The following is a 24,053-nucleotide window of genomic DNA, read 5'->3' as shown; positions in this document are numbered from 1 at the left end:
TGACTTATAGAAAGAATGGAATATGGAAATCAAAAATCACTTTGGTGTATATGGAATCTGTCTTCAAGACGGGAAATTGCTTTGCATTGAAAAAACGAGAGGACCTTATCAGCATCGTTTTGATTTACCGGGTGGTAGTCAAGAACCAGGGGAAGGGCTGACAGAAACTCTCAAGAGAGAAGTTCTGGAGGAGACAGGCTATACGCTTAGCGAGTATTCAAATCCTAGGATGTATGATGTGCTGGTTCAAGAAGAAGGGCAAGACTTCGCTGTGCACCATATCATGGCCTTTTATGATATCGTACTCGATTTCGAGAGCTCTCAACAATCCCTTCCTCAGGAGGTTCATGATGGAAGCAATGATTCAGCAAATGCAATTTGGGTCCCTATTGAGCAGATGACCCAAGAAAATGCCTCACCCTTAGTATTGAAGGTGAAGGCAGAGTTACGAGGATTTCCAGAATTAGAACTGACAAGCTATTGGAATTGGAAGGTAAAATAGAGGGATAATGGAACTATTTAAAACATGGAAGAAATATATGGTTCTCTATGGACTTAAATCTCAAATCGGTACTGTTTATCGAAACAGTGATAGGACAACGAGCTTTTATGATATTGGAAATTTTCTATACCTAGCAGGGGAGTTGGATTCCAGATTTTGGGAAGATTTTGTTAGGCAATATGGTTTAGATTATAAGATTATTATTTCAGAAGACACTAAGTGGCAAGATTTTCTGCATCGGCAAGGTGGGTTAATTTCTTTTACTCGCTATTCTTTTAAGGATAAGGCAAATTTTCAAGTTGAACTTCTAAATGATCTAGTTACTCATATAGAGGAAGGTTACAATATTGTGCCTATTGATAATCGTATTTATAACAGCCTTTCTGAGGAAGAATGGTCACAAGATTTACAGGGGGATTTTGAGTCCTACCAGGATTTTGCTTTAAAAGGTGGATTTGGCTTTGTTATTCTTAAAAATAATGAAGTGATTGCTGGGATTTCCTCAGGGTTAGTTTACCACGGAGCAGTTGAAGTGGAAGTTGCAACTAGACCAGACAAACAAGGAAATGGATTTGCTAAAAAACTTGGTGCTGCAATGATTCTAGAGAGTTTAAATAGAGGAATGTTCCCACTTTGGGATGCTCATAACGAGGCTTCCAAAAAAGTAGCAGAATTTTTAGGATATGAGTTAGTTGAACCTTATGAAGCTTTTGAACTAGAGGAAAGTGTCGTATAATGATATCTGATATTGTATCTTTTAAGACGAGGTGAATGAACATGCAAAATCAACTAGCTCTTAGTGGAGAACGAATTGTTGAAAAAGTTTATTCCCATTTATTGCACCACGTCGGCTTGATTCGTGGGGAATACTTGTTGAGAGAACTAAACCAAAACATACTATTACCAAATTGTCAGCAATTTGTAAAAGATTATCTAGACACTATTTGTCATTTGTACTCAGATGAAGAAGTCTGGTATCGCTTTTCAGAGTTAACAAATGCAGAAGCAAATAGTCTAGACGGGACTAAAGAGTATTTTGACGAACGCCACCCCTTATTTGGATACAGAGGTATCAGGCGTTTGTTGGCATGTCCAGATGAATTTCAGGCTGAGACAAATGTTGTTACAGAAGTTTTTCAAACCAATCCCAATCTGTCTGTTATTTTTCCTTTTGTCAATGATGCCGACCAATTAAAACAAGCTATTACAGTGTTACGTCAGCATGGTTTTACTGGGAAAGTCGGTACGATGATCGAATTACCGTCAGCTTATTTTGACTTAGACAGAATACTGGAAACTGGTATTTCAAAGATTGTAGTTGGAATGAATGATTTAACTTCTTTTATTTTTGCGACTGTGAGAAACAGTCAATGGCATGATATGGAAAGTCCAATTATGTTAGATATGTTGAGACAGATGCAGGATAAAGCAAGGAATAACAAGATTGATTTTGCTGTAGCAGGCTATCTGAATACTTCTTTCATACAAAAAATGAATCAGATGGGTATCGAATGTATTCTCCATTACAGCTCTATTCCAGAGATTTTTGATTTAGAAATTGACCATGCAGACCATCTTAAACATATAAAAGAGGAAAGTAAAAAATTACAAAGGAGAACCCATGACACCGCAAGAAATGTGGAATGCATACAAGAAAATCAATCTCTCTATCGGTGATGAGATAGACGCCTGGGCTTTTGGAGTAGAGGCAGATCTCTTGGCTGACTTGGTTCTAAGAGGCGAAAAGACTGCAACCGCCTCAGCCTACGACCTCTATACAGTAGAAGATGAACCCCTTCCACAAGAAGGGACTTTCGATGTCATTTTAGACAGTCAAGATCAGGCTGTCTGCATTGTCGAACTTACAAAAGTTTCTGTTCAACCTTTTCATCAAGTGTCAGCCGACCATGCCTACAAGGAAGGCGAAGGAGACAAATCCTTAGCTTATTGGCGTCAGGTTCATGAAGACTTTTTCAAAGCCTGTCTAGAAGAAGCAGGTCTGACGTTTACACCTGATAGCAAGGTGGTTTTAGAAGAATTTCGCAAGGTTTATCCATTATAGATACGCTCTCCATTTAGAAAATCAGAAAAAAAAAATAACTGTTTTTATACAAAATAGGCCTAGTGATTGTGACAAGTTAAAAATACTGCCCAGTTCTTAGAACTATTAAAATATTTTTTGAGACTTTCCGCTGTGAGAAAAGCGCTTGAAACCTAAAGTTTCAAGCGCTCGGGAGTTTTGAAACTTTAGGTTCAAAACTAAATCATGGAACTTCGAAGAAGTTCGCTGATGTCCGTACTCACCTAAGGAAAGTCTCAACGAAGATATGATCTTAATCTGGCTCTCCTTTTAGGAGAGTTTTTTGATCTACGTCAATTTTTCAAATCAGCTAAAAAATGGTATAATGTAAGCGATATTGTACAGAAAAGAGAAATGTTATGCCAAATTATGCCATTATTTTAGCAGCGGGAAAAGGTACCCGTATGAAATCAGATTTGCCTAAAGTTCTTCACAAGGTCGCAGGGCTCTCCATGTTGGAACATGTTTTCCGTAGTGTTGGAGCCATCTCACCTGAAAAGACTGTGACGGTTGTGGGCCACAAGGCGGAATTGGTAGAACAAGTATTAGCGGGACAAACAGACTTTGTTAAGCAAACGGAGCAGTTAGGAACTGGTCATGCGGTTATGATGGCGGAGTCAGTTTTGGAAGGTCTTGAAGGTCACACCCTCGTCATTGCAGGAGATACTCCTTTGATTACGGGTGAAAGCCTCAAACACTTGATCGACTTCCATATCAATCACAAGAATGTGGCAACGATTTTAACAGCCGAAGCGGCTAATCCATTTGGCTATGGTCGGATTGTCCGTAATGATAATGCGGAAGTGCTTCGAATCGTCGAGCAAAAAGATGCGACAGAATATGAGCAACAAATCAAGGAAATCAATACAGGGACTTATGTCTTTGACAATGCGCGTCTCTTTGAAGCTTTAAAGAATATCAATACTAACAATGCCCAAGGAGAATACTATATCACAGATGTGATTGGGATTTTCCGTGAAGCTGGCGAAAAAGTCGGAGCCTATACGCTCAAAGACTTTGATGAAAGTCTTGGGGTTAATGATCGCGTAGCTCTTGCGACAGCAGAAGGTATCATGCGTCGTCGCATTAACCAAGTCCACATGGTTAATGGAGTGAGCTTTGTTAACCCTGATGCGACCTATATCGATATCGATGTCGAAATCGCATCAGAGGTACAAATTGAAGCCAATGTCACCCTAAAAGGACACACAAAAATTGGGGCTGAAACAGTCTTAACCAATGGAACTTATGTCGTGGACAGTGAGATTGGTGCAGGTGCTGTTATTACCAACTCTATGATTGAAGAAAGCACTGTAGCTGATGGTGTGACAGTGGGACCTTACGCCCATATTCGTCCAGGATCTAGCCTTGCCAAAGATGTCCATATCGGAAACTTTGTCGAAGTCAAAGGTTCGTCTATCGGCGAAAATACCAAAGCGGGCCATTTGACCTATATTGGTAACTGCCAAGTCGGCAGCAACGTCAACTTTGGTGCAGGAACTATCACTGTCAACTATGATGGGAAGAATAAATACAAGACCCTTATTGGCAACAATGTCTTTGTTGGCTCAAATTCGACCATCATTGCACCAGTTGAGTTAGGCGACAATTCCCTAGTCGGTGCTGGATCCACCATTACCAAGGATGTACCAGCTGACGCGATTGCGATTGGTCGTGGCCGTCAAGTCAATAAGGATGAGTACGCTACTCGCCTTCCTCACCATCCTAAAAATAAATAGGAGATTTTCATGCAATTTGAAGAAAAAACCATTGATCGCAAGGAGATTTACCAAGGACCGATTTTCCAAGTAGTTACAGATCAAGTGGAACTGCCCGATGGAAAAGGTCAAGCGCAGCGTGATTTGATTTTTCATAATGGAGCAGTAGCGGTTTTACCGATCACAGATGAGGGCAAGACCATTTTGGTCAAGCAGTACCGCAAGGCGATCGAGAGAACTTCTGTAGAGATCCCAGCAGGCAAGTTGGAAAAGGGTGAAAATGCGGATCCCCAAGCAGCTGCTTTGCGTGAATTGGAAGAAGAAATTGGTTACACAGCGGATCTAGAGTTGTTGTATGATTTTTATTCTGCCATTGGATTTTGTAACGAGCGAATCAAACTCTATCTTGCGACCAATTTGAAAAAAGTGGAAAATCCTCGCCCTCAAGATGCAGATGAGACTTTGGAACTCTTTGAGGTGACTTTAGCAGAAGCTGAGGAGCTGATCCAAAGGGGTGATATCTGTGATGCCAAAACCATTATGGCAATTCAATACTGGAAACACCTACAAAACAAATAAAGAATAGAGGAGAAACCGATGGGCAAACCTTTATTAACAGATGAAATGATTGAGCGGGCAAACCGGGGAGAAGCGATCTCTGGTCCCCCGCTCTATGATGAGGAAGAGACAAAAATTCTCCCGACAGGGAACAGAGGCTTTGGTTATGAACGGCCAGTGACCTCAAGAGAAGTAGATGGTGGACGAGGAACCTCCTATCCTCAGGAGACTATTCCAATCAGAGTCCAACCTACAGTGACCAAGAGCCGTCGGATTGAAAACCAAAAGGATGAGGTTTTTCAATCAAAATTAAATAAGATTTTATTTTGGGTCATCTTGCTCCTCATCTTGTTAATTCTTGCAATCTGGCGCTTATAAGGAGCGTCTACCAAAGGAGTGACGATTATGAAAGTTGGAATCATTGCGGCCATGCCACAAGAGTTAAAAATCTTAGTGGAAGCTTTGCAGAACGGAGAGAAGCACCTTCGCTTAGGAAAAGTCTACTATACAGGATCGATTGGTCGCCATGAAGTGGTCTTGGTTGAAAGTGGTATCGGCAAGGTCATGTCTGCTATGAGTGTCGCTGTATTGGCCAACGATTTTAAGGTGGAAGCCATTATCAACACGGGCTCTGCAGGTGCCGTAGCACCAGGGATGGCTGTTGGAGATATCGTCCTAGCAGACAAATTGGCTTATCATGATGTGGATGTGACAGCATTTGGCTATAAGTATGGTCAAATGGCAGGGCAACCACTTTACTTTGAATCCAGTCGCTATTTTGTATCAGAAATGAAAAAAGTGCTAGCTGAGGAACGAACACCAACTCATGTTGGCTTGATTGCGACTGGGGATAGCTTTATTGCGAGCGAAGAAAAAGTCGCTTCGATTCGGGAGCATTTTCCAGAAGTCTTGGCAGTTGAGATGGAAGGGGCAGCCGTTGCCCAAGCGGCTCATGCAGCTGGGCGTCCTTTCATGGTCATTCGGGCTATGAGTGATACGGCAGATCACGCGGCTAATATCTCTTTTGATGAATTTATCGTAGAGGCTGGCGAACGCTCTGCTCAAACCTTGATGACTTTCTTGAAGAGATTGGTGTAAAACAAACAATAGAGGCTAGGCGCCTCTACTATATGTAGGAAGTGGGACAGAATGAATATCATTTAAATTTCATTCTGTCCTACTTCCTTTTCTGAAGCTGATTCCTTCAGAAATAGACGGACTTCATGCTATAATAAAGTCTAGTAATACAAAGGAGACGTTATGGTTTTATCAAAAAAACGGGCACGACATGTGATTGAAGAAATTATTGCCCTCTTTCCAGATGCTCAGCCAAGTTTGGATTTTCGTAACCATTTTGAATTATTAGTAGCGGTCATGCTCTCTGCTCAGACGACGGACGCAGCGGTCAATAAGGCAACGCCCGCTTTGTTTGAAGCTTTCCCAACTCCTCAAGACATGGCGGTCGCCAGTGAAGCTGACATTGCTAAGCATATTTCCAAATTAGGCCTCTATCGAAACAAGGCTAAATTTCTCAAAAAATGTGCCCAACAATTGTTGGACAACTTTGATGGCCAAGTCCCTCAGACACGGGAGGAACTGGAGAGTTTAGCCGGAGTGGGACGTAAAACAGCCAATGTGGTCATGAGTGTCGGTTTCGGAATTCCTGCCTTTGCTGTTGATACCCATGTAGAGCGGATTTGCAAGCACCATGACATCGTCAAGAAATCAGCAACACCATTAGAAGTGGAAAAACGAGTCATGGACGTTCTTCCTCCTGAACGCTGGCTCCCAGCTCATCAGGCCATGATCTATTTTGGACGGGCTATCTGCCATCCTAAAAATCCTGAATGTGATCACTATCCGCAATTGTATAACTTTAAAGACAGTTAAAAAGCGAGGTCTAATGACTTCGCTTTTATTTGATAGGGAAGAAAGTAAGTAAGAGCCAAGAAATCAGTAGAGTAATAGCGCCAATTCCAAGGACAAATAGAATAGGAATGAGGATTCTTTGGTAGGGATCTTTACCCCTTTCTTCAGCTTCTTCAATCTCGCTCAGACTGCGTCCTTGTTCATAGGCGACAAGCTGGCGATAAGTACGAAGATTATGCTTTTTCTTGAATTTTTCAATGCGTAGGGCGTAGAATATACCGACAGCAAGAATCAAGCAACTAATAGCGATGCCGTATCCATCCAAATAAAGAATGAGGGGAATGCTAATGATAGGACTGCCAATTAGCAGTAAGCTAAAAACCACTTCATCTTTTTGATAGCGCATAAATTCTTGGTCGTGAATAATTTGTTTCATGGTTTCCAAATCTCCTTTGACTAGTTTGTCCAATGACACTCCAAAGACCTTGCTTAGTAAGAGCAGGTTTTGAATATCAGGATAGGTTGCGCCGCGTTCCCAGTTGGAAATGGATTGACGGCTGACAAAGATGATTTCAGCTAATTCGTCTTGAGATAAGTTTTTCTCTTTACGATAGTGCTGGAGTTGTTTTCCGACTTGCATAAGATTTCCTCGCTTCCTGATTTCATTCTACTCAATTTTATAAAAAAGGGCTATCAAAGTTCTTTGACATGTTGATTTCATAGGGTTTAGCAACTGTTTTTGACTATAGATTTACAAGCCTGTCAATGGATAGTTAGCTAGCGAAAAAGAGGCCAAGAGCCTCCTTTTTCTTATTCGCTAAATCTTAAGAAATAACCATCTGGATCCAAAATCGCAAATTCCTGGGGATAGATAAAGCTATCTCCGACTCGAAATTTTCTTTGTATCAACGGACGATGGATGGGATAGTTAGCTTCCAACAGTTTTTGGTGGAGTTGTGGGACATCCTTGATACCAAAGGAGATATTTATACCGCGACCGAAAGGATAGGTCAGTTGGGATAATTCTTCTGCGTTGCCTTCTTCTAGCATAAGCTGGCAGTCTTCAAGCGAGAGGAAGAGAAATTTCTCCTCTGGACGTTCGTATTCGACAGAGAAACCCAGCAAGTCGCAGTAGAAGTGGCGCGACTTTTCGATGTCAGATACTACAAATTCAGGGATGACGGCTTGATAGTCCATTGTTTCCTCCTTAGAGATTAATCTCCATTACAATTGGTGTATGGTCTTGACGAGCTCCTGAGTCAATCATATCTGACTTGGTAACCTTGTCTGCCACACGGTTACTTGTGAGCCAGTAGTCAATTCTCCAGCCTGTGTTGTTGATTTTAGATGTCTTGCTACGTTGTGCCCACCAAGTATATTGATCTGGAAGGTCCCCATGCAAGTGGCGGAAGGTATCAGTGAACCCTTTGGCTAGCAAGTTAGTAAAGCCAGCACGCTCTTCATCGGTAAAGCCTGGGGAACGACGGTTGCTGGCTGGATTGGCCAAGTCGATTTCCTTGTGGGCTACGTTGTAGTCTCCTGTTGCCAGAACAGGCTTTTGCTGATCTAGTTCTGCCAAGTAGTCTGCATATTTGGCATCCCAGATTTGGCGTTCTTCCAAGCGTTTGAGCCCATCTCCAGCATTCGGAGTATAGACCTGGGTCACAAAGAAGTCATCAAATTCAAGGGTAATAATCCGACCTTCGACGTCCATGGTAGAAGGAGCACCGATTTCTGGGAAGGTTACGGTCGGTTTCAATTCTTTTTTGTAGAGGAACATGGTTCCTGCGTAGCCTTTACGGGCTGGTTCTACAGAGGACCGCCAGGTGTTTTCATATCCAGGGAAGAGTTCTGCTAAGACCTCTAAATGTTTTTTTGTTGGTCCTTTGGCAGATAATTTTGTTTCCTGAATGGCAATGATATCCGCATCCTCTGCAACCAAGGTGAGGAGGACGTCTTGTGAGAGCTTTGCGCGTGCAGAGTCACTCGTCAAGGCGGCATTCAGTGAGTCAATATTCCATGAGATTAGTTTCATATCGTTTCCTTTACTAACTTTTTCGATGTTTCTATTATACCAAAAAATCTCCTATCACTTGTCTCCTGTGATTTGAGGAAGGAGCTATTTTGCAGTCAAGAGCTATGCATCCTGCATATGTATAAAAGGATGCTTGCTAAGGAGTTCAGAATGACGATTATTTTATCTGGTCTAGCGACTCGTGTCTGGATGAAATGTGCTATAATGGAAGTTGAGTTTAAAATAGAAATATTCCTCAGATTCCCTTTAAAGTTATCCTATTTTTACCAGGTATTGTTAGGGACTGGGGCTGAGAATCACAGTGAAAGGAGAGGTATGGCGCAAAAATCTAAACGTTCAAAAAAAGCGAATGCTAAGGTGAGAAAATTTGATAATCGGTGGATTACTAGACGACTTTATTTGTTATTCAGTATCGTCTGTACCCTCTTTTTGATTTTAATTGCTCGACTAGGCTATATGCAGATTACTCATCAAGGCTTTTATACACAAAAATTAGCAAAAGCCACAAAAAAACATTTAACAAGGGGAAGTCTCCGGGGACAGATTTATGATGCTTCTGGTCAGCCTCTGGTAGAAAATGTTGACAAGAAGGTCTTGTCTTTTACCCGAAGCAATAAGTTTACTGCAGAAGAAATGCGTCAAACAGCTCAGCTTCTTCTGAATTATGTAAGTGTTTCGAATCCCCAAATCACCAAGCGTCAAGAGATCGACTTTTATCTCGCAAATTCGGAAGTCTATAAAGAGGTAGTGGATAAGTTGCCCAAGGAGGAGCGTATCGACACGGACGGCAACCCACTTCCAGAAGCAACTATCTATCAGCATGCTGTTGATAGTATTGAGACTGAAAAATTAGGTTATACAGAAGAAGAAAAGAAGGCCATCTATCTCTTTAGCCAAATGAATGCCGTTGAAAACTTTGCCAGTGCTACGATTGTGACCGATCCGATGTCCGATGAGCAGGTAACGACGGTCAAAGATCATTTAAAAGAATTTCCAGGATTTGAAGTGATCACGAGTTGGGATCGAAAAGTGGTTGATAGCCCCTTGGCTTCCATCGTCGGTAGTGTGTCGACAGAGCAAGCAGGTCTTCCAGCTGAAGAAGTGGATGATTATTTGGAAAAAGGCTATGCCTTAAATGATCGCGTCGGAACTTCTTATCTAGAAAAACAATATGAGTCTGTCCTTCAAGGAGAACGGGTTGAAAAAGAAATCCATTTGGACAAGAATGGCAATGTCGAAAAGATCGAAACCCTCTCCAAAGGAAGCAAGGGAAACAATATCAAGCTTTCCATTGATTTGGATTTTCAAAGAGGAGTGGAAGACATCTTGAAGAAGTCCTTCCAGGCAGAATTGGCCGCTGGCAATGCCACCTACTCAGAAGGGGTCTATGCTGTTGCCTTAGATCCAAAAACGGGTAAAATCCTTGCGATGGCGGGGATGAAACATGAAGCAGGTTCACAAGATCTTTCTCCCGATGCTTTAGGAACAGTGACCAATGTCTTTGTTCCAGGATCGGTTGTGAAAGCAGCTACTTTGACAGCAGGATGGGAAAATGGGGTGATTTCTGGGAACCAAGTCCTATTGGATCAACCAATCTCCTTTTCTGGTTCAGCTCCAATCACTTCGTGGTTCACCCAGTTTGGAAGCCAAGAAATCAATGCGGTGCAAGCATTGGAATATTCTTCCAACACTTATATGGTGCAGATTGCACTTGATTTGATGGGGCAACCCTATCAGCCAAACATGAGCTTGAAGACTGACCAATTGGATCCAGCTATGAACAAATTGCGTTCGACCTTTGCCTCTTATGGTCTAGGAACAGAAACAGGGATTGACCTTCCGAATGAATCGACAGGCTATGTTCCCAAAGAGTACACTATTGGCAATTACCTAACAGATGCCTTTGGCCAGTTTGATAACTATACACCTATGCAGTTGGCTCAATATGTTGCAACTATTGCCAATGATGGGAAACGCGTGGCTCCCCATCTGGTACAAGGGATCTATGAAAATGATGCCAAGGGAGGTTTGGGACCTCTGAAAGAAGAAATTGCAACAAAAGAACTCAACCAAGTGGCTCTAACACCTGAAAATTTAGCCATCATCAAACAAGGTTTTTATCAGGTGGTATATGGAACCAGTGGCTTAACAACTGGTAAAACCATCGGAGAAGGTGCAGCGGTTCCAATCAGTGCAAAGACCGGGACTGCGGAAACATTTGTAAATGGTGGGACCCCTGCTGTAAACACCAATGTTATCGCCTATGCTCCCTCTGAAAATCCTCAGATTGCAGTAGCAGTCGTCTTCCCTCACAACACCAATCTCCAAGCGACTGTTAGTCACAGTATTACCAGAGAGATTATCAATCTCTACCAGCAAAAACATCCTATGAATTAGAAAGGAAGCTATGCTCTATCCAACACCTATCGCAAAATTAATTGAAAGTTATTCGAAGCTCCCTGGTATTGGGATCAAGACAGCAACTCGTCTGGCCTTTTATACTATTGGAATGAGTGATGACGATGTCAATGAGTTTGCTAAAAATCTCTTGTCAGCAAAGCGGGAATTAAGCTATTGTTCCATCTGCGGGAACCTGACAGATGAAGAAGAGTGTGCCATTTGTCGAGATGAGACACGCGATCCATCGATCATCTTAGTAGTGGAAGATAGTCGAGATGTGTCGGCTATGGAAAATATTCAGGAGTACCACGGTCGCTACCATGTCCTTCATGGCTTGATTTCGCCCATGAATGGGGTTGGACCGGATGATATTAACCTCAAATCCTTGATCACACGATTAATGGATCATGAGGTCCAAGAAGTCATTGTGGCGACCAATGCAACAGCAGATGGTGAAGCAACTTCTATGTATATCTCACGCGTCCTCAAACCAGCTGGTATCAAAGTGACCCGTTTGGCACGTGGATTAGCTGTCGGAGCAGATATCGAGTATGCGGACGAAGTCACTCTTCTTCGAGCTATTGAAAATCGAACCGAGTTATAAGCGGTTACAGAAACTGGAGGGAAGCCTCCAGTTTTTTGTTTTTTAGGTGTTCTCTCTCGTTTTCTTTCTTTTTAAAGTGTGGTATACTAGAGGGACGAACTCGTATGTGAGGAGTGCTTCTGACAAGTCAATTAGGAAGCACAAAATTAAAAAAAGGATTAGGATCAAACAATGGCAAAAGAAAAAATTGTACTTCTTTATGGTGGCCGTAGCGCAGAGCGCGAAGTGTCTGTGCTTTCAGCTGAAAGCGTCATGAGGGCGATTAATTATGACAAGTATTCTGTTGAGACCTATTTCATTACTCAGGCGGGAGACTTCATCAAGACCCAAAGATTTGAAGAGAAGCCTGCTGAAACAGAACGCTTGATGACCAATGAAACCATTGATTGGGATGCTAAAGTAACTCCGAGCAGCATCTACCAAGAAGGAGCGGTTGTCTTTCCAGTCCTTCATGGACCAATGGGAGAAGATGGATCGGTTCAAGGTTTCCTAGAAGTATTGAAACTCCCTTATGTGGGATGTGATATCCTTTCTTCTAGTGTGGCGATGGACAAGATTACCACCAAACGGGTCCTAGAATCTGCAGGGATTCCACAAGTTCCTTATGTGGCTGTCCTTGAAGGAGATGACCTAGAGGCCAAGATTGCCTTAATCGAAAAGGAATTGACCTATCCGGTCTTTACCAAGCCTTCTAATATGGGTTCTAGTGTCGGGATTTCAAAAGCAGAGAACCAAGCAGAACTTCGTCAGTCTTTGGAATTGGCCTTTAAATACGATAGCCGTGTTTTGGTTGAGCAAGGTGTCGTAGCCCGCGAAATTGAAGTGGGATTGTTAGGCAACTACGATGTCAAGAGCACCCTCCCTGGTGAAGTGGTCAAAGATGTAGCCTTCTATGACTACGAAGCCAAATACATCGATAATAAGATTACGATGGCGATTCCAGCTGAAATTCCTGCAGAAGTTGCTGCGGCCATGCGTCACAATGCAGAACTAGCCTTCCGTGCCATTGGTGGGAAAGGTCTCTCCCGTTGTGATTTCTTCTACACAGAGGACGGGGGTATCTACTTGAATGAGCTCAATACCATGCCTGGCTTTACCCAATGGTCTATGTATCCTTTACTTTGGGATAACATGGGCTTGGCCTATCCTGATTTAATCGAGCGCTTGGTAGAATTAGCCAAAGAAACCTTTGAAAAGCGTGAAGCGCACTTACTTTAAGAAACTGTTCCTAGCGGGAGTGGGAGATGAAGTCAACTCATAGAGGAGTCGCTTTTCTTCCTGCTCCCACTTTTTAGAGGAGAATACCATGAATGTAACCTTGCACGAAGTGGCTCGTGTCCTGGCTGTTCGCAATGATATCAGTCAATTTGAAGATTTTGCTTTACAGAAGCCAGAATTTGATAGTCGTCTTATTGGTCCGGGGGACCTCTTTGTTCCTCTCAAGGGGGCGCGTGATGGGCATGATTTTATTGAAACCGCCTTTGAAAATGGGGCTGTAGCGACCTTGTCTGAAAAAGAAGTAGAAGGCCACCCGTATTTGTTGGTAGATGATGTTCTAGGAGCCTTTCAAAAATTAGCACAATATGTTTTGGAGAAGAGTCAGGTAGATGTCTTGGCGGTCACCGGTTCAAACGGTAAGACAACGACCAAAGATATGTTGGCTCAATTATTATCTACTACTTATAAAACCTATAAAACACAAGGGAACTACAATAACGAGATTGGCCTTCCTTACACGGTTCTCCATATGCCAGAAGGAACAGAGAAGCTTGTCCTTGAAATGGGACAGGACCATCTGGGAGATATCCATCTCCTCTCAGAAATTGCCCATCCAAAAGCAGCAATCGTGACCCTCATTGGGGAAGCTCACCTGGAGTTTTTCAAAGATCGCACAGAAATCGCTAAAGGGAAATTGCAAATTGCGGACGGCATGCCAGCTGGTGGCTTGCTTCTAGTACCGGCCGATCCGATTGTAGAGGATTTTTTACCCAATCAACAAGAGCTTGTGCGCTTTGGTGAAGGAGCAGATATCCGCATTACCAAATTGGACGAGCGCAAGGACAGCCTGACCTTTGAAGCGAATTTTTTAGAAGAAGCCATTGACCTGCCTGTAACAGGCAAATACAATGCGACCAATGCCATGATCGCTTCCTATGTTGCCTTAAAAGAAGGGGTGAGCGAAGAGGCTATCCGTGCAAGCTTTAAAGGCCTAGAGCTTACTAAGAACCGCACAGAATGGAAGAAGGCAGGTAATGGAGCGGATATCCTATCCGACGTCTACAATGCCAACCCAACTGCCATGCGCCTGATTTTAGAAACCTTCTCAACCATTCCTGCCAATCCAAATGGTCGCAAGCTAGCGGTCTTGGCAGATATGAAAGAGCTAGGGGAGCAATCCATTGATCTGCACAACCAAATGATTCTCAGCCTGTCACCGGATGTCTTGGATACAGTGATTTTCTACGGTCAAGACATTGCGGGCTTGGCTCAATTAGCGAGCCAGATGTTCCCACTCGGACATGTCTATTATTTCAAAAAGACCGCTGAGGAAGATCAATTTGAGGACCTGGTCAAACAAGTCAAGGAAAGCTTAAAAGAGCAGGACCAAATCCTCATCAAGGGAAGTAATTCCATGAATCTAGCCAAATTGGTAGAGGAGTTGGAGAATGGCGAGTAATAATGTACTAAAGAACATTCAGCGCTTGATTTCAATCACCAATACAGGCTTAGCGTTCTCAAAAGATCCATTTGATCAAGAGCGCTATCAGGATATTCGTGCCATTTTACAGGATCTTGTCAGAGAAGCGACTGATTTGAATCCACAAGAATTATCGGATTTGTTTAGACCGACAGACCATTACGACACTCCCTTGATTGATGTTAGGGCATGGATTGTCAAAGATGGAAAACTTTGTCTGGTGAAAGGTCAGGGAGAAGAGACCTGGGCCTTGCCGGGTGGCTTTGGTGAGGTTGGCTATTCTCCGACGGAAAACATTTTAAAGGAAATCCAAGAAGAAACGGGCTATTCTGCGCGTGTAATCAGATTGTTGGCAGTATTTGATACCAATCGCTACCAATTGCAAAGCCGCCAATATGTGAAATTGGTATTTGAATGTGAATTATTAGATGGAAATTTTGAAAAGAACCAGGAAATTTCCGACCTTGCCTTTTTTGAGAGAGAAAAAATGCCTGCTCTTTCTACCAAGCGCAATACAGAAGAACAATTGAACTTCCTTTGGGAGGTCTATGATGGGAAACGAGATTTGTATTGTGATTAAAAACGATCTATAAATTAAAGGAATATGAAAATGACACTTTGGGATTTATTGTTTACGAACCAAAAATCAGCCCCGCCTGAATTTGGGCTCTGGTATTTCATTCTGCCAGCTTCTTTGTTGGTGGTTGGCTACTTTTCCATCAGATTTGCGCAGTCCAAAAGCTACCAACGCTTTTGGTATTGGGCACAGTTGATCCAAGTCTTGACCATCAATGCTTGGTATATTCTTGCCCACATGCCTTTGACGGATAATTTGCCTTTCTATCATTGCCGCTTGGCCATGCTGGTGATTCTCTTTGCCCCTAAAGGGACCTATATCAAGCAATATTTTGCTCTTTTGGGAGTTTTGGGATCGATTGCGGCCTTGGTGTATCCAGCCTTTGATCCCTTCCCATTCCCTCATATCACTGTGTTGAATCTGATTTTTAGTCACTGGGCCTTGCTTGCTAATAGTTTGATTTACCTGCAGGATCATTATCAATCTGAAAAACAAGACGGTTTGAGAATTTTCAAGATCACCTTTGGCATGAATGCTTTGATTTTCTTGGTCAACCTTTTGACGAAAGGGGATTATGGCTTCTTACGGCGTCCACCAATCATTGGGGACCACGGTGCACTTTTGAACTACCTTTTGGTTAGCTTTGTGATGGTAGCTGGAATTTTCTTGGTCAACCAACGGTATAAGTACAAATACAAGATGGTTGAAGAGACTGTTATTTCCCGATCAGAATAGAAAATAAATGTGAAGGGGGAAGGAAGACATGACGCTTTGGGATTTGTTTTTTACCAGTCAACCAACAGCCCCTCCTCAATTGGGGGCTTGGTATTTCTTGTTGCCGACCTCATTGGTAGTGGTGGTCCTTCTATCTATTCGATTTGCCTCTTCCAAAGGCTATCAAACCTTTTGGTATTGGGGTCAATTGATCCAGTTGCTGATGATCAACGTTTGGTATATTGCAGCACATTTGCCTTTTTCAGAGAGCCTGCCCTTCTATCATAGTCGGATGGCCATGTGGATTATTCTCTTGGCTCCCAAGGGAAGCTTCAAGCAATATTTTGCTCTTGTTGGCGTCTTTGGCTCCATCATGGCCTTGGTTCATCCTGTCTTTTATCCCTATCCTTTTCCTCATGTATCCTCAATCAACAATGTTTTTGGCCACTGGGCCCTCTTGGCCAATTGCTTGATTTATCTGGTTCAATCCTACCAGGTGGAAGAAAGAGATGCTTGGAAAATCTGTCAGATGACTTTTGGGGTCAATGCTATTATTCAGCTGGCTAATCTCGTAACGGGTGGAAATTACGGATTTATGCGTCGTCCTCCTGTAATTGGCAATCATGGGCTCGTGCTCAACTATTTGATCGTGACGATCCTGATGACAGGGACCCTTATCCTGATCAATGCAATCGTTAAGTCCAGTAAGAAAAGAAAAAGAACATCTGAATCCGTTTAATAAGGAGATCCTATGCATCATTTTTTTACAACTGAATCCACTGCACCACCTGTTATCCCGCTCCTCTGGTATGGGGTCATGGTTCTTTTAATCCTAATGGCAGTTTGGGCTTCATTACGTTACTATCAAAATGAACAATTTCGGAAGATCTTTCGAAACTTACAAATATTTCAATTGATCTGTCTCTATATCTGGTATTTTGCTTTTCAACTTCCCTGGTCCAATAGTTTACCCTTGTACCATTGCCGTTTGGCCATGTTTGCTGTCTTGCTGTTACCAGACCGATGGAAGAGCAAGCAGTTCTTTGCCTTGATGGGAGTCAGTGGGGCGATCTTTGCCTTGGGCTATCCAGTCTTTGATCCCTATACCTTCCCTCATATTACGAGCTTTTCTTTCCTCTTAGGGCATTACTGTCTCTTGGTTAATTCCTTGATTTATCTCTTGAGATGGTATGATTCGAGGCTCTTAAAAAATCGAGAAATTGTTCTTTATACCTTCGTCTTGGATTTATTCCTTGTGGGAGTCAACCAAGTCACTGGAGGCAATTATGGACTTATGGCACGGCCACCAATTATCAAGGGGGACAGCCTCCTGGTGAATTATGTCGTGGTTTCCAGCATCCTAGCAGCAGCCTTGCTTCTCTTTAATGTATTTTTCAGTCGCAGACTTGCTAGAGAAAGAGTTGTTCGATAAAAAGAAAAAGGAGGGTGGGACAATCAGTCTCAGCCTTCTTTTAGTTAATAGGAGTTTGAAATGAAGAGGTTTTTATTAGTCCTTGCTATCTTGTGTGGCTTATTTTGTACGGTTAGTCCGGCCCAGGCAGATGATGAAGTTCGTTATTCGATTGAGTCCTATGTGGGACACCTCCACTTGCAGGAAGATAACCAGGCGACATTCACACAAGAGATTAGCTATGTTTTTTCAACAGGCTACAATGGGCAGTATGTAACTTTAGGGAGTGTAGATCCCCTTCCCAAGGGGTTTAAAATCCATGAAAATCCTCAAGTTGAAGCCTATGTGGATGGTGAAAAACGAGAGATCCGTGTAGAAGAATCGGATCTCGGGGATGGACGTCTATTAAAAATCTACAATTCAAGAATCGTTGGGGGCAAAGTTACCATCAAGGTCGTATGGAAGATTGATCATATTCTAGAACTGTATTCCGATATAGCCGAGCTCAATTGGTTCCCTATTTCAGATGGGGATGAGGACGTCGCGAAATTAGATTTTTATGTGGATGGCTTGGATGCCAATGAGGGAGAGTTGTATGCTCATACCGGTTTTTTTAATCCACCAGCCCAGATTGAACGGACTGCGACTGGCTATCACATTCAGTTAAGAAACTTCCCAAAGAATGGAAAATTGGAACTCCACGCCTATTGGCCCATGACAGAAGCTCTGCGTCGAGGCCAATCTAATGAGATTAAAAAGGAAAAGGGAAAAGAGACATTTCTAAAAAAAGAGAGATCCATTCAACAAAAAACATTCATCTACAAGACACTGTTTCTCAGAGTCGTGCCAATTGTATCGATTCTTTTATTTGTCCTAGCTTTTATTCCATGGATTCGCTATATGATCAGTACCAGAAATCGTCGGATTGCAAAAGGAGTAAGATTATACGAACCACCGCAGAATTTACCACCATTAGTTCTAGCTAAGGCGCTGTATCAACTTGATTTTGAACAAATGGTGATATTTAGAGAGAAAGGTCAATTAAAATTTAACCATCTCATTCAAGCAACAATGTTAGACCTCATTGACCGAGGAAATCTTCGTTTGACTAGGAATGAAAACGGGGAAAGGTTGACCTGTCTTCACCATGAAGGCTTGGCTGATTTTGAATTGAAGTTTATTGACATGATCTTTGATCAAGAAACGGAAATCAATATCAGCGAGGTATTCTCAAAATATAAAATTAATCAAGTAGCTCTAAAAAAAGATTTTCGGGCTGCTAAAACAGAGGCGCAACGAGATCGCATTCGAAAGGTCGGAAGTGATGTTCAATCGCTTTTAAAAAAAGATGCCCAGCAATTGTCAAAAGGTGTTGACAAGGAGATTGCGAAATTAGGATTGCCCTCTTATTTTAGAGACTTAACTGAGAAAGAAGAAGCTTTTTCAAAAACAGGCTGTGCCTTACACTTTTGGCTCTTACTGATCTTATTTGTGAGCATGTGTTTCTTAACATTTGGATTTGGTTCACACCTATCTTCATTCTATTTTTGGATCATTTTACTTTTGGTTCTGTTATTCATTCCATTTTATATTGTTGTGAAAATCCGTGAAGATCATCTACAATCCTTAGAGAACTTGGATTCGCAATTCCAATGGATGGCTTTTAGAAATATGATCGAAAGTATTCCAAATTTCAACCAAGCAGAACTTGAGAGTGTGGTCCTATGGAATCGTATTTTGGTGTACGCGACCTTGTATGGTCAAGCTAAAAAAGTGAGTCAGGTACTCCAAAATCATCAGATTTCCTTACCATATGAAGACTGGGATGCTCTTGTTTGGCTAACATCCTCTTCAAATACCTTTCTAGATGGCTCTACTTTAATGGCCTATGCAGATAATTCCTATAGTGTTTCAAACTTCTCTATTAACTCTTCAGATGGCAGTGGTGGCTTTGACGGCGGTGGTTTCTCTGGAGGTGGTGGAGGAGGAGGATTTGGCGCCTTCTAATAGTACTTGTTATTTAATGAAGTCTAGGATGTAGAACTATTGTAGTTCTCACTCGGGCTTTTTAAATTGTAACTATACTGACGATTGAAAAAAGGCTCTATTTCCGCTATAATAGGTTAGTTAAGGTAAAAGGAGAGAACCAATGTAGAAGGATCCTACCTACTAAAAAATACGTTTTAAAAAAATAACTGAGGAAGAAAGAATGACAATAACTGACGAAATTAAAAAACGCCGTACCTTTGCCATCATCTCCCACCCGGATGCTGGTAAAACGACGATTACAGAGCAGTTGCTCTACTTTGGGGGAGAGATTCGGGAAGCCGGTACGGTAAAAGGAAAGAAAACAGGTAACTTTGCTAAATCTGACTGGATGGATATCGAGAAACAACGTGGGATTTCGGTAACTTCATCCGTGATGCAGTTTGACTATGATGGAAAACGGGTCAACATCCTAGACACCCCAGGGCACGAGGACTTTTCAGAAGATACCTACCGTACCTTGATGGCGGTAGATGCTGCAGTCATGGTGGTGGACTCTGCCAAGGGTATCGAGGCCCAAACCAAGAAATTGTTTGAGGTTGTCAAACACCGTGGCATTCCAGTCTTTACCTTTATGAACAAGCTGGACCGTGACGGTCGCGAGCCACTGGACCTCTTGCAAGAACTGGAAGAAGTCTTGGGCATCGCAAGTTACCCAATGAACTGGCCGATTGGGATGGGGAAAGCCTTTGAGGGACTCTATGACCTTTATAACCAACGCTTGGAGCTCTATAAAGGAGATGAGCGTTTTGCTAGTCTAGAAGATGGGGACAAGCTTTTTGCTAACAATCCTTTCTACGAACAAGTGAAAGACGATATCGAACTCTTGCAAGAAGCTGGAAATGAATTCTCAGAAGAAGCCATCCTTGCGGGTGAATTAACACCAGTCTTCTTCGGATCAGCTTTGACGAACTTTGGAGTACAGACTTTCTTGGAAACCTTCCTTAAGTTTGCTCCAGAACCACATGGCCACAAGAAGACAGATGGAGAGCTTGTCGACCCTTATGACAAGGATTTCTCAGGCTTTGTCTTTAAAATCCAGGCCAACATGGACCCTCGTCACCGTGACCGGATCGCCTTTGTCCGTATTGTATCGGGTGAATTTGAACGCGGGATGAGTGTTAACCTCCCTCGTACTGGTAAGGGAGCCAAACTTTCTAATGTCACTCAGTTTATGGCCGAAAGCCGTGAAAATGTGACCAATGCCGTAGCGGGAGATATCATCGGGGTATACGATACTGGTACTTATCAAGTTGGGGATACGCTGACTGTTGGAAAAAACAAGTTCGAATTTGAACCACTGCCAACCTTTACCCCTGAAATCTTCATGAAGGTATCTGCTAAGAATGTCATGAAGCAAAAATCCTTCCACAAAGGGATTGAGCAATTGGTGCAAGAAGGGGCCATCCAGCTCTATACCAACTACCAAACAGGTGAATACATGTTGGGAGCTGTCGGGCAACTACAGTTTGAAGTCTTCAAACACCGCATGGAAAATGAATACAATGCAGAAGTGGTCATGAGCCCAATGGGTAAAAAGACCGTTCGCTGGATCAAACCAGAGGACTTAGATGAGCGCATGTCTTCAAGCCGGAACATCTTGGCTAAGGACCGCTTTGACCAGCCTGTTTTCCTCTTTGAAAACGACTTTGCCCTCCGTTGGTTTGCGGACAAATATCCAGATGTTGAACTAGAGGAAAAGATGTAACTCAGCACCAACAATTGGAACTAAAGTCCCTAATTGTTGGACGCTAGCCACTATTATGTGGGCTAGCTAACTGTCTTTCAGATTACTTTGGGATAGTTAAAAAACCAGCTCAAGCGAGCTGGTTTTGTGATATCGACAAATTTTCTTTTTCCATAAAAACCAAGTGGTTGTTCAATAAATAAAAATAATTCTATATTTTTTGTGTTTTTAAAGCAAGGACTGAAACTTTCCGCTGTGAAAAAAGTTCTAGAAACAATAGTGTTTCTAGAACTCGGGAGTTTTGAAACCTTAGGTTCAAAACTAAGTCATGGAACTTCCTGGATTGCTGAAATCATCCACCGGATAATTTCACCTAACTTCCGTTCTCACATAAGGAAAGTTTATAAGAATACTTATTATTATTCTGTAATTAGGAGTCTTCCCAAAAATTCTTGTAAGATAAAGAAGACAATGAGGCTGGCAATAGTCTCGCCTAAGAAGGAGGAGCTATTTACAATTAGAGAGTAGAGGTAGGCACTTTGGCCTGCCGGTGCGTAGCTTCCCCAGAAGATGACCCCTGCAATGTAGTGAATTGTGTAACGTGCGAACCCTCCTAAGACGACTCCAATAGTAATATAAGTGAGTGTCTGAACTCGTTTCTTATCTCTGATAGCCTTGTCAAGCGTAGGTTTGACAATTCCACTCAGTCCAATCAAGCTGAAGGCTACAAAGTATTCTAAGAAACCTTGGATTGGAGTCAACCAACCACCAGCTGCTTCCCCCGTTACGACTTGCAACAGTCCCCAGAGGAATCCCCCCATGGCACCAGCCTTAACGCCCCAGCGGAAACTGAGGAGAAAGATGGGAACCATCTTAAAAGATAGAGAAATCCAAGGACCTAAGGACATGGGTTGAGTAACCAAATCCAAAATATAAGCAATGGTCGCTAAAAGAGCAACCTCAATCATTGGTCGAATCGTAGTTTTCGACATAAAAAAACCTCCTATACCAATCGTTTTGATTGGCTCATTTGTTGCCACATCAAAACGTTGTCATAGAAGTTCTCTATTTCATTCTGTTTTGAGACACATCCCTACGCAGGTCCTAACCTGATCAGGTGGTAAGAGTTTAGGCCAGCAACGAACACCTCTGGTATCCAAGTTAGCCAATCTCAGCAATTGCTCCTCTTGTGACTCTCTCATTATACTATCAAAAAAACGTTCCCGCAACTTTTTAACTCGTAAAAAATATGGTATAGTTATTAAGATAGAAAATGCACAAGTTGTGGAGGAAAAAATCATGGGTATTTTTGCAGGTTTGATGGGCAATGCTTCTCAAAAAGACGTCGATAAGGTTGAAAAAGATTTAGGAGATATCCTGGTTCCAGGTGAGCAAGTAACTCTGGCTTTTAGTTTGATTCGTGACTTGATTGTCTTTACGGAGTACCGTCTGATTTTGGTGGACAAGCAAGGAATGACAGGGAAGAAAACATCTTATAAATCCCTCCCCTATCGTTCCATTTCACGGTTTTCAGTAGAAACATCTGGTCATTTTGATTTGGATGCAGAATTGAAAATTTGGGTTTCATCAGCTGTAGAACCATCAGAAACACTTCAATTTAAGAGTGATAATAGTGTTATCGAGATCCAGCAGGCCTTAGCAGCCGCTGTATTGCGTTGATCAGTGAATGAGGACAGGACTCATCTAGCGATTTCGGATAATTGGGTAGGAGTACTGGTAGATAAGGTAAAGAGGAAACGAAATGTTCGTTGAAAAAAAGTTAGGAGATGGTCGGAGTTGGATCAATATTGATTCTGACTTGATTGCAGAAACATCCCAGTTGTACCAAAAGTATGGTATTGATCAAGAAACCATTGAATATGCACTGGATAAAAATGAACGTGCCCACATGGATTACAACCGTGAAAATGGAACTGTGACTTTTATCTATAATGTATTGGATATGGAAAAGGAAAAGGAATATTACGAAACCATTCCGATGACTTTCATTGTCCAGGGGCCACGTCTTGTGACTATTAGTAACCGAGACAACGCCTATATTATTGCACAAATGGAACGCTATGTTGATGCTCATGAAATTTTATCCACCTTTAAACTCTTGTTTGCGGGGCTTGAGATGATTAGTAATGCTTATTATCCGATTATTGAGCGTCTAGATAAGCACAAGGATGAGATTACTCGTCTCTTACGAAAAACGACAACTAGTAAGAACCTTTATGCTCTTTCTGATGTGGAAACAGGTATGGTCTATCTAGCATCCGCTGCCAAGCAAAATCGCATGCTTCTGGAACATATCAAGGCTCACCTAATCTACCGCCAATTTGATGATGTGGAAAAAGAACAATTTGATGATGCCATGATTGAGGCCAGACAGTTGGTATATATGACGGAGTTGAACTCTCAGGTCTTGCAGCAATTGTCTAGCTCTTACAATAACATCCTAAATAATAATTTGAATGATAATTTGACCACCCTGACCATATTAGAAGCTCTGTTAGCGGTCTTAGCAGTTGTCACTGGTTTCTTTGGAATGAATGTTCCATTGCCGTTTACAAATGATCCCAATGCCTGGATTTATATTTCGGTCGCTAGCTTCGTCTTGTGGTTGATGTTATCACGAATCTTGCGCTGGATTGCCCATAAACGATAAAAAAAGAGAGGTAGGGAAGAAATTCCTTACCTCTTTCGTATCTTGGCTATTTCAGAAAATCCTTCATTTTTAACTCTGCCTCCCCTAAGAAGAAGAGGCAGTTTTGATACAAGTGATCGACTGTACAAAATCTTCTTGGAAATAGTAGGAGTAGATTTAAAAGTACTGAGTGGATTATAAACAATTTATAATTGGATTGAATCGTTGAATCAGTTAAATGAATGAAGCATTTTAATGATACTGAAATAACCTAGATACTAGAATCATTATACATATTTTCATATTAAAAATCAAGGAAACAATCCCAAAATAAAAGGGGATTTATTGTGAGTGAAAATTTTTAGAAAGCCTATTGTAACGCTGTTTTTATGAGGTGATTCAAAGTAAAGAAGAGACTTCACAGTCTTTTATATTATCGCAAATTTAAAAAATAAATTATACTAATTATCCAAAGGTGGAAAGAGCTTTTTTGAAAGGGGTTAC

At 42.0% G+C, this 24,053-nt stretch carries 25 protein-coding genes and 1 riboswitch; of the genes, 21 read left to right on the top strand and 4 right to left on the bottom strand.

Annotation, left to right across the window (positions count from 1 at the left end; genetic code table 11):
• Positions 1–22: 22 nt before the first annotated feature.
• The 9 genes from ACLOR3_RS06215 (at position 23) to nth (ending at position 6,748) form a co-directional block, all read left to right on the top strand.
• Positions 23–502, top strand: coding sequence for an NUDIX hydrolase (locus ACLOR3_RS06215; protein WP_411400582.1), 480 nt, complete (start codon positions 23–25; stop codon positions 500–502).
• A gap of 7 nt (positions 503–509) precedes the next feature.
• A complete protein-coding gene (locus ACLOR3_RS06210; protein WP_048715530.1) occupies positions 510–1,238 on the top strand; it encodes a GNAT family N-acetyltransferase in 729 nt (242 codons plus the stop codon).
• 41 nt (positions 1,239–1,279) lie between these two features.
• A complete protein-coding gene (locus ACLOR3_RS06205) occupies positions 1,280–2,179 on the top strand; it encodes a putative PEP-binding protein (RefSeq protein ID WP_411400580.1) in 900 nt (299 codons plus the stop codon).
• Positions 2,124–2,564 (top strand): ASCH domain-containing protein, encoded by a 441-nt coding sequence (locus ACLOR3_RS06200; protein WP_411400578.1) that lies wholly within the window; start codon positions 2,124–2,126, stop codon positions 2,562–2,564. Before ACLOR3_RS06205 ends, ACLOR3_RS06200 begins: the two co-directional genes overlap by 56 nt.
• Before the next feature lie 377 nt (positions 2,565–2,941).
• The gene (glmU, locus tag ACLOR3_RS06195; protein ID WP_411400576.1) at positions 2,942–4,321 is read left to right on the top strand and encodes a bifunctional UDP-N-acetylglucosamine diphosphorylase/glucosamine-1-phosphate N-acetyltransferase GlmU; all 1,380 of its coding nucleotides are present in this window, start codon (positions 2,942–2,944) and stop codon (positions 4,319–4,321) included.
• Between the two features lie 9 nt (positions 4,322–4,330).
• The gene (locus ACLOR3_RS06190) at positions 4,331–4,879 is read left to right on the top strand and encodes an NUDIX hydrolase (RefSeq protein ID WP_411400574.1); all 549 of its coding nucleotides are present in this window, start codon (positions 4,331–4,333) and stop codon (positions 4,877–4,879) included.
• 18 nt (positions 4,880–4,897) lie between these two features.
• On the top strand, positions 4,898–5,236 hold the full coding sequence (gene macP, locus ACLOR3_RS06185) for a cell wall synthase accessory phosphoprotein MacP (protein WP_411400572.1): 339 nt from the start codon (positions 4,898–4,900) through the stop codon (positions 5,234–5,236).
• Positions 5,237–5,263: 27 nt separating this feature from the next.
• Positions 5,264–5,956 carry a 5'-methylthioadenosine/adenosylhomocysteine nucleosidase gene (locus ACLOR3_RS06180; RefSeq protein ID WP_411400570.1) on the top strand — a complete coding sequence of 231 codons (693 nt, stop codon included), beginning with the start codon at positions 5,264–5,266 and terminating at the stop codon, positions 5,954–5,956.
• A gap of 162 nt (positions 5,957–6,118) precedes the next feature.
• Positions 6,119–6,748 carry an endonuclease III gene (gene nth / locus ACLOR3_RS06175; protein ID WP_125375054.1) on the top strand — a complete coding sequence of 210 codons (630 nt, stop codon included), beginning with the start codon at positions 6,119–6,121 and terminating at the stop codon, positions 6,746–6,748.
• Between the two features lie 25 nt (positions 6,749–6,773).
• Here the strand turns inward: nth and ACLOR3_RS06170 are convergent, their stop codons facing one another.
• The 3 genes from ACLOR3_RS06170 to ACLOR3_RS06160 all read right to left on the bottom strand — a co-directional run bounded on the left by ACLOR3_RS06170 (position 6,774) and on the right by ACLOR3_RS06160 (position 8,762).
• Entirely contained in the window at positions 6,774–7,367 is a 594-nt protein-coding gene (locus ACLOR3_RS06170; protein ID WP_411400567.1) for a helix-turn-helix domain-containing protein, read from the bottom strand.
• 170 nt (positions 7,368–7,537) lie between these two features.
• Positions 7,538–7,924 carry a bleomycin resistance protein gene (locus ACLOR3_RS06165; RefSeq protein WP_129822255.1) on the bottom strand — a complete coding sequence of 129 codons (387 nt, stop codon included), beginning with the start codon at positions 7,922–7,924 and terminating at the stop codon, positions 7,538–7,540.
• 10 nt (positions 7,925–7,934) lie between these two features.
• Positions 7,935–8,762 (bottom strand): exodeoxyribonuclease III, encoded by an 828-nt coding sequence (locus ACLOR3_RS06160; RefSeq protein WP_411400565.1) that lies wholly within the window; start codon positions 8,760–8,762, stop codon positions 7,935–7,937.
• A gap of 315 nt (positions 8,763–9,077) precedes the next feature.
• Between ACLOR3_RS06160 and pbp2b the strand changes: the two genes are divergently transcribed.
• The 10 genes from pbp2b to ACLOR3_RS06110 all read left to right on the top strand — a co-directional run bounded on the left by pbp2b (position 9,078) and on the right by ACLOR3_RS06110 (position 20,920).
• The gene (pbp2b, locus tag ACLOR3_RS06155) at positions 9,078–11,159 is read left to right on the top strand and encodes a penicillin-binding protein PBP2B (protein WP_411400563.1); all 2,082 of its coding nucleotides are present in this window, start codon (positions 9,078–9,080) and stop codon (positions 11,157–11,159) included.
• 10 nt (positions 11,160–11,169) lie between these two features.
• Positions 11,170–11,766 carry a recombination mediator RecR gene (recR, locus tag ACLOR3_RS06150; RefSeq protein ID WP_117745019.1) on the top strand — a complete coding sequence of 199 codons (597 nt, stop codon included), beginning with the start codon at positions 11,170–11,172 and terminating at the stop codon, positions 11,764–11,766.
• Between the two features lie 171 nt (positions 11,767–11,937).
• Positions 11,938–12,984, top strand: coding sequence for a D-alanine--D-alanine ligase (locus ACLOR3_RS06145; protein WP_411400560.1), 1,047 nt, complete (start codon positions 11,938–11,940; stop codon positions 12,982–12,984).
• An 88-nt stretch (positions 12,985–13,072) separates the two neighbouring features.
• Positions 13,073–14,443, top strand: coding sequence for a UDP-N-acetylmuramoyl-tripeptide--D-alanyl-D-alanine ligase (locus tag ACLOR3_RS06140; protein WP_347087860.1), 1,371 nt, complete (start codon positions 13,073–13,075; stop codon positions 14,441–14,443).
• Positions 14,433–15,044, top strand: a complete 612-nt coding sequence (locus ACLOR3_RS06135; protein WP_006596691.1) for an NUDIX hydrolase — start codon at positions 14,433–14,435, stop codon at positions 15,042–15,044. Before ACLOR3_RS06140 ends, ACLOR3_RS06135 begins: the two co-directional genes overlap by 11 nt.
• Positions 15,045–15,074: 30 nt before the next feature.
• Positions 15,075–15,776, top strand: a complete 702-nt coding sequence (locus ACLOR3_RS06130; RefSeq protein WP_006596941.1) for a YwaF family protein — start codon at positions 15,075–15,077, stop codon at positions 15,774–15,776.
• A gap of 28 nt (positions 15,777–15,804) precedes the next feature.
• Positions 15,805–16,494 carry a YwaF family protein gene (locus tag ACLOR3_RS06125; RefSeq protein ID WP_411400557.1) on the top strand — a complete coding sequence of 230 codons (690 nt, stop codon included), beginning with the start codon at positions 15,805–15,807 and terminating at the stop codon, positions 16,492–16,494.
• A 12-nt stretch (positions 16,495–16,506) separates the two neighbouring features.
• Positions 16,507–17,187 (top strand): YwaF family protein, encoded by a 681-nt coding sequence (locus ACLOR3_RS06120; RefSeq protein WP_195214095.1) that lies wholly within the window; start codon positions 16,507–16,509, stop codon positions 17,185–17,187.
• Positions 17,188–17,247: 60 nt separating this feature from the next.
• On the top strand, positions 17,248–19,173 hold the full coding sequence (locus ACLOR3_RS06115; RefSeq protein ID WP_411400555.1) for a DUF2207 family protein: 1,926 nt from the start codon (positions 17,248–17,250) through the stop codon (positions 19,171–19,173).
• Between the two features lie 202 nt (positions 19,174–19,375).
• Complete coding sequence (locus tag ACLOR3_RS06110; protein WP_129822246.1) at positions 19,376–20,920, top strand: peptide chain release factor 3; 1,545 nt, start codon at positions 19,376–19,378, stop codon at positions 20,918–20,920.
• A gap of 398 nt (positions 20,921–21,318) precedes the next feature.
• Here ACLOR3_RS06110 and thiT read toward each other — a convergent pair whose 3' ends face one another.
• Positions 21,319–21,891 carry an energy-coupled thiamine transporter ThiT gene (gene thiT / locus ACLOR3_RS06105; RefSeq protein ID WP_411400553.1) on the bottom strand — a complete coding sequence of 191 codons (573 nt, stop codon included), beginning with the start codon at positions 21,889–21,891 and terminating at the stop codon, positions 21,319–21,321.
• Positions 21,892–21,972: 81 nt separating this feature from the next.
• A riboswitch (TPP riboswitch) is annotated at positions 21,973–22,097 on the bottom strand.
• A gap of 101 nt (positions 22,098–22,198) precedes the next feature.
• Between thiT and ACLOR3_RS06100 the strand changes: the two genes are divergently transcribed.
• Both ACLOR3_RS06100 and ACLOR3_RS06095 read left to right on the top strand, forming a co-directional pair.
• Entirely contained in the window at positions 22,199–22,579 is a 381-nt protein-coding gene (locus ACLOR3_RS06100) for a PH domain-containing protein (RefSeq protein WP_006596927.1), read from the top strand.
• Between the two features lie 82 nt (positions 22,580–22,661).
• Complete coding sequence (locus ACLOR3_RS06095; protein ID WP_411400550.1) at positions 22,662–23,570, top strand: magnesium transporter CorA family protein; 909 nt, start codon at positions 22,662–22,664, stop codon at positions 23,568–23,570.
• Positions 23,571–24,053 lie beyond the last annotated feature (483 nt).

It is taken from the genome of Streptococcus intestinihominis (assembly GCF_046824975.1).
In the GTDB taxonomy this organism is placed as follows: Bacteria; Bacillota; Bacilli; order Lactobacillales; family Streptococcaceae; genus Streptococcus.
Note: the sequence above shows the minus strand (reverse complement) of the source record. Positions and strands in the feature narration are given on the sequence as shown.

Excerpts from the sequence above, each read along its gene's own strand:
- ACLOR3_RS06200 (WP_411400578.1), top strand. The coding sequence starts at position 2,124 with ATGACACCGCAAGAAATGTGGAATGCATACAAGAAAATCAATCTCTCT.
- ACLOR3_RS06145 (WP_411400560.1), top strand. The coding sequence starts at position 11,938 with ATGGCAAAAGAAAAAATTGTACTTCTTTATGGTGGCCGTAGCGCAGAG.
- ACLOR3_RS06160 (WP_411400565.1), bottom strand. The coding sequence starts at position 8,762 with ATGAAACTAATCTCATGGAATATTGACTCACTGAATGCCGCCTTGACG.
- ACLOR3_RS06110 (WP_129822246.1), top strand. The coding sequence starts at position 19,376 with ATGACAATAACTGACGAAATTAAAAAACGCCGTACCTTTGCCATCATC.
- ACLOR3_RS06190 (WP_411400574.1), top strand. The coding sequence starts at position 4,331 with ATGCAATTTGAAGAAAAAACCATTGATCGCAAGGAGATTTACCAAGGA.
- ACLOR3_RS06100 (WP_006596927.1), top strand. The coding sequence starts at position 22,199 with ATGGGTATTTTTGCAGGTTTGATGGGCAATGCTTCTCAAAAAGACGTC.
- ACLOR3_RS06120 (WP_195214095.1), top strand. The coding sequence starts at position 16,507 with ATGCATCATTTTTTTACAACTGAATCCACTGCACCACCTGTTATCCCG.
- ACLOR3_RS06140 (WP_347087860.1), top strand. The coding sequence starts at position 13,073 with ATGAATGTAACCTTGCACGAAGTGGCTCGTGTCCTGGCTGTTCGCAAT.
- ACLOR3_RS06205 (WP_411400580.1), top strand. The coding sequence starts at position 1,280 with ATGCAAAATCAACTAGCTCTTAGTGGAGAACGAATTGTTGAAAAAGTT.
- ACLOR3_RS06095 (WP_411400550.1), top strand. The coding sequence starts at position 22,662 with ATGTTCGTTGAAAAAAAGTTAGGAGATGGTCGGAGTTGGATCAATATT.
- glmU (WP_411400576.1), top strand. The coding sequence starts at position 2,942 with ATGCCAAATTATGCCATTATTTTAGCAGCGGGAAAAGGTACCCGTATG.
- recR (WP_117745019.1), top strand. The coding sequence starts at position 11,170 with ATGCTCTATCCAACACCTATCGCAAAATTAATTGAAAGTTATTCGAAG.
- ACLOR3_RS06115 (WP_411400555.1), top strand. The coding sequence starts at position 17,248 with ATGAAGAGGTTTTTATTAGTCCTTGCTATCTTGTGTGGCTTATTTTGT.
- ACLOR3_RS06210 (WP_048715530.1), top strand. The coding sequence starts at position 510 with ATGGAACTATTTAAAACATGGAAGAAATATATGGTTCTCTATGGACTT.
- ACLOR3_RS06165 (WP_129822255.1), bottom strand. The coding sequence starts at position 7,924 with ATGGACTATCAAGCCGTCATCCCTGAATTTGTAGTATCTGACATCGAA.
- ACLOR3_RS06135 (WP_006596691.1), top strand. The coding sequence starts at position 14,433 with ATGGCGAGTAATAATGTACTAAAGAACATTCAGCGCTTGATTTCAATC.
- macP (WP_411400572.1), top strand. The coding sequence starts at position 4,898 with ATGGGCAAACCTTTATTAACAGATGAAATGATTGAGCGGGCAAACCGG.
- ACLOR3_RS06170 (WP_411400567.1), bottom strand. The coding sequence starts at position 7,367 with ATGCAAGTCGGAAAACAACTCCAGCACTATCGTAAAGAGAAAAACTTA.
- thiT (WP_411400553.1), bottom strand. The coding sequence starts at position 21,891 with ATGTCGAAAACTACGATTCGACCAATGATTGAGGTTGCTCTTTTAGCG.
- pbp2b (WP_411400563.1), top strand. The coding sequence starts at position 9,078 with ATGGCGCAAAAATCTAAACGTTCAAAAAAAGCGAATGCTAAGGTGAGA.
- nth (WP_125375054.1), top strand. The coding sequence starts at position 6,119 with ATGGTTTTATCAAAAAAACGGGCACGACATGTGATTGAAGAAATTATT.
- ACLOR3_RS06215 (WP_411400582.1), top strand. The coding sequence starts at position 23 with ATGGAAATCAAAAATCACTTTGGTGTATATGGAATCTGTCTTCAAGAC.
- ACLOR3_RS06130 (WP_006596941.1), top strand. The coding sequence starts at position 15,075 with ATGACACTTTGGGATTTATTGTTTACGAACCAAAAATCAGCCCCGCCT.
- ACLOR3_RS06180 (WP_411400570.1), top strand. The coding sequence starts at position 5,264 with ATGAAAGTTGGAATCATTGCGGCCATGCCACAAGAGTTAAAAATCTTA.
- ACLOR3_RS06125 (WP_411400557.1), top strand. The coding sequence starts at position 15,805 with ATGACGCTTTGGGATTTGTTTTTTACCAGTCAACCAACAGCCCCTCCT.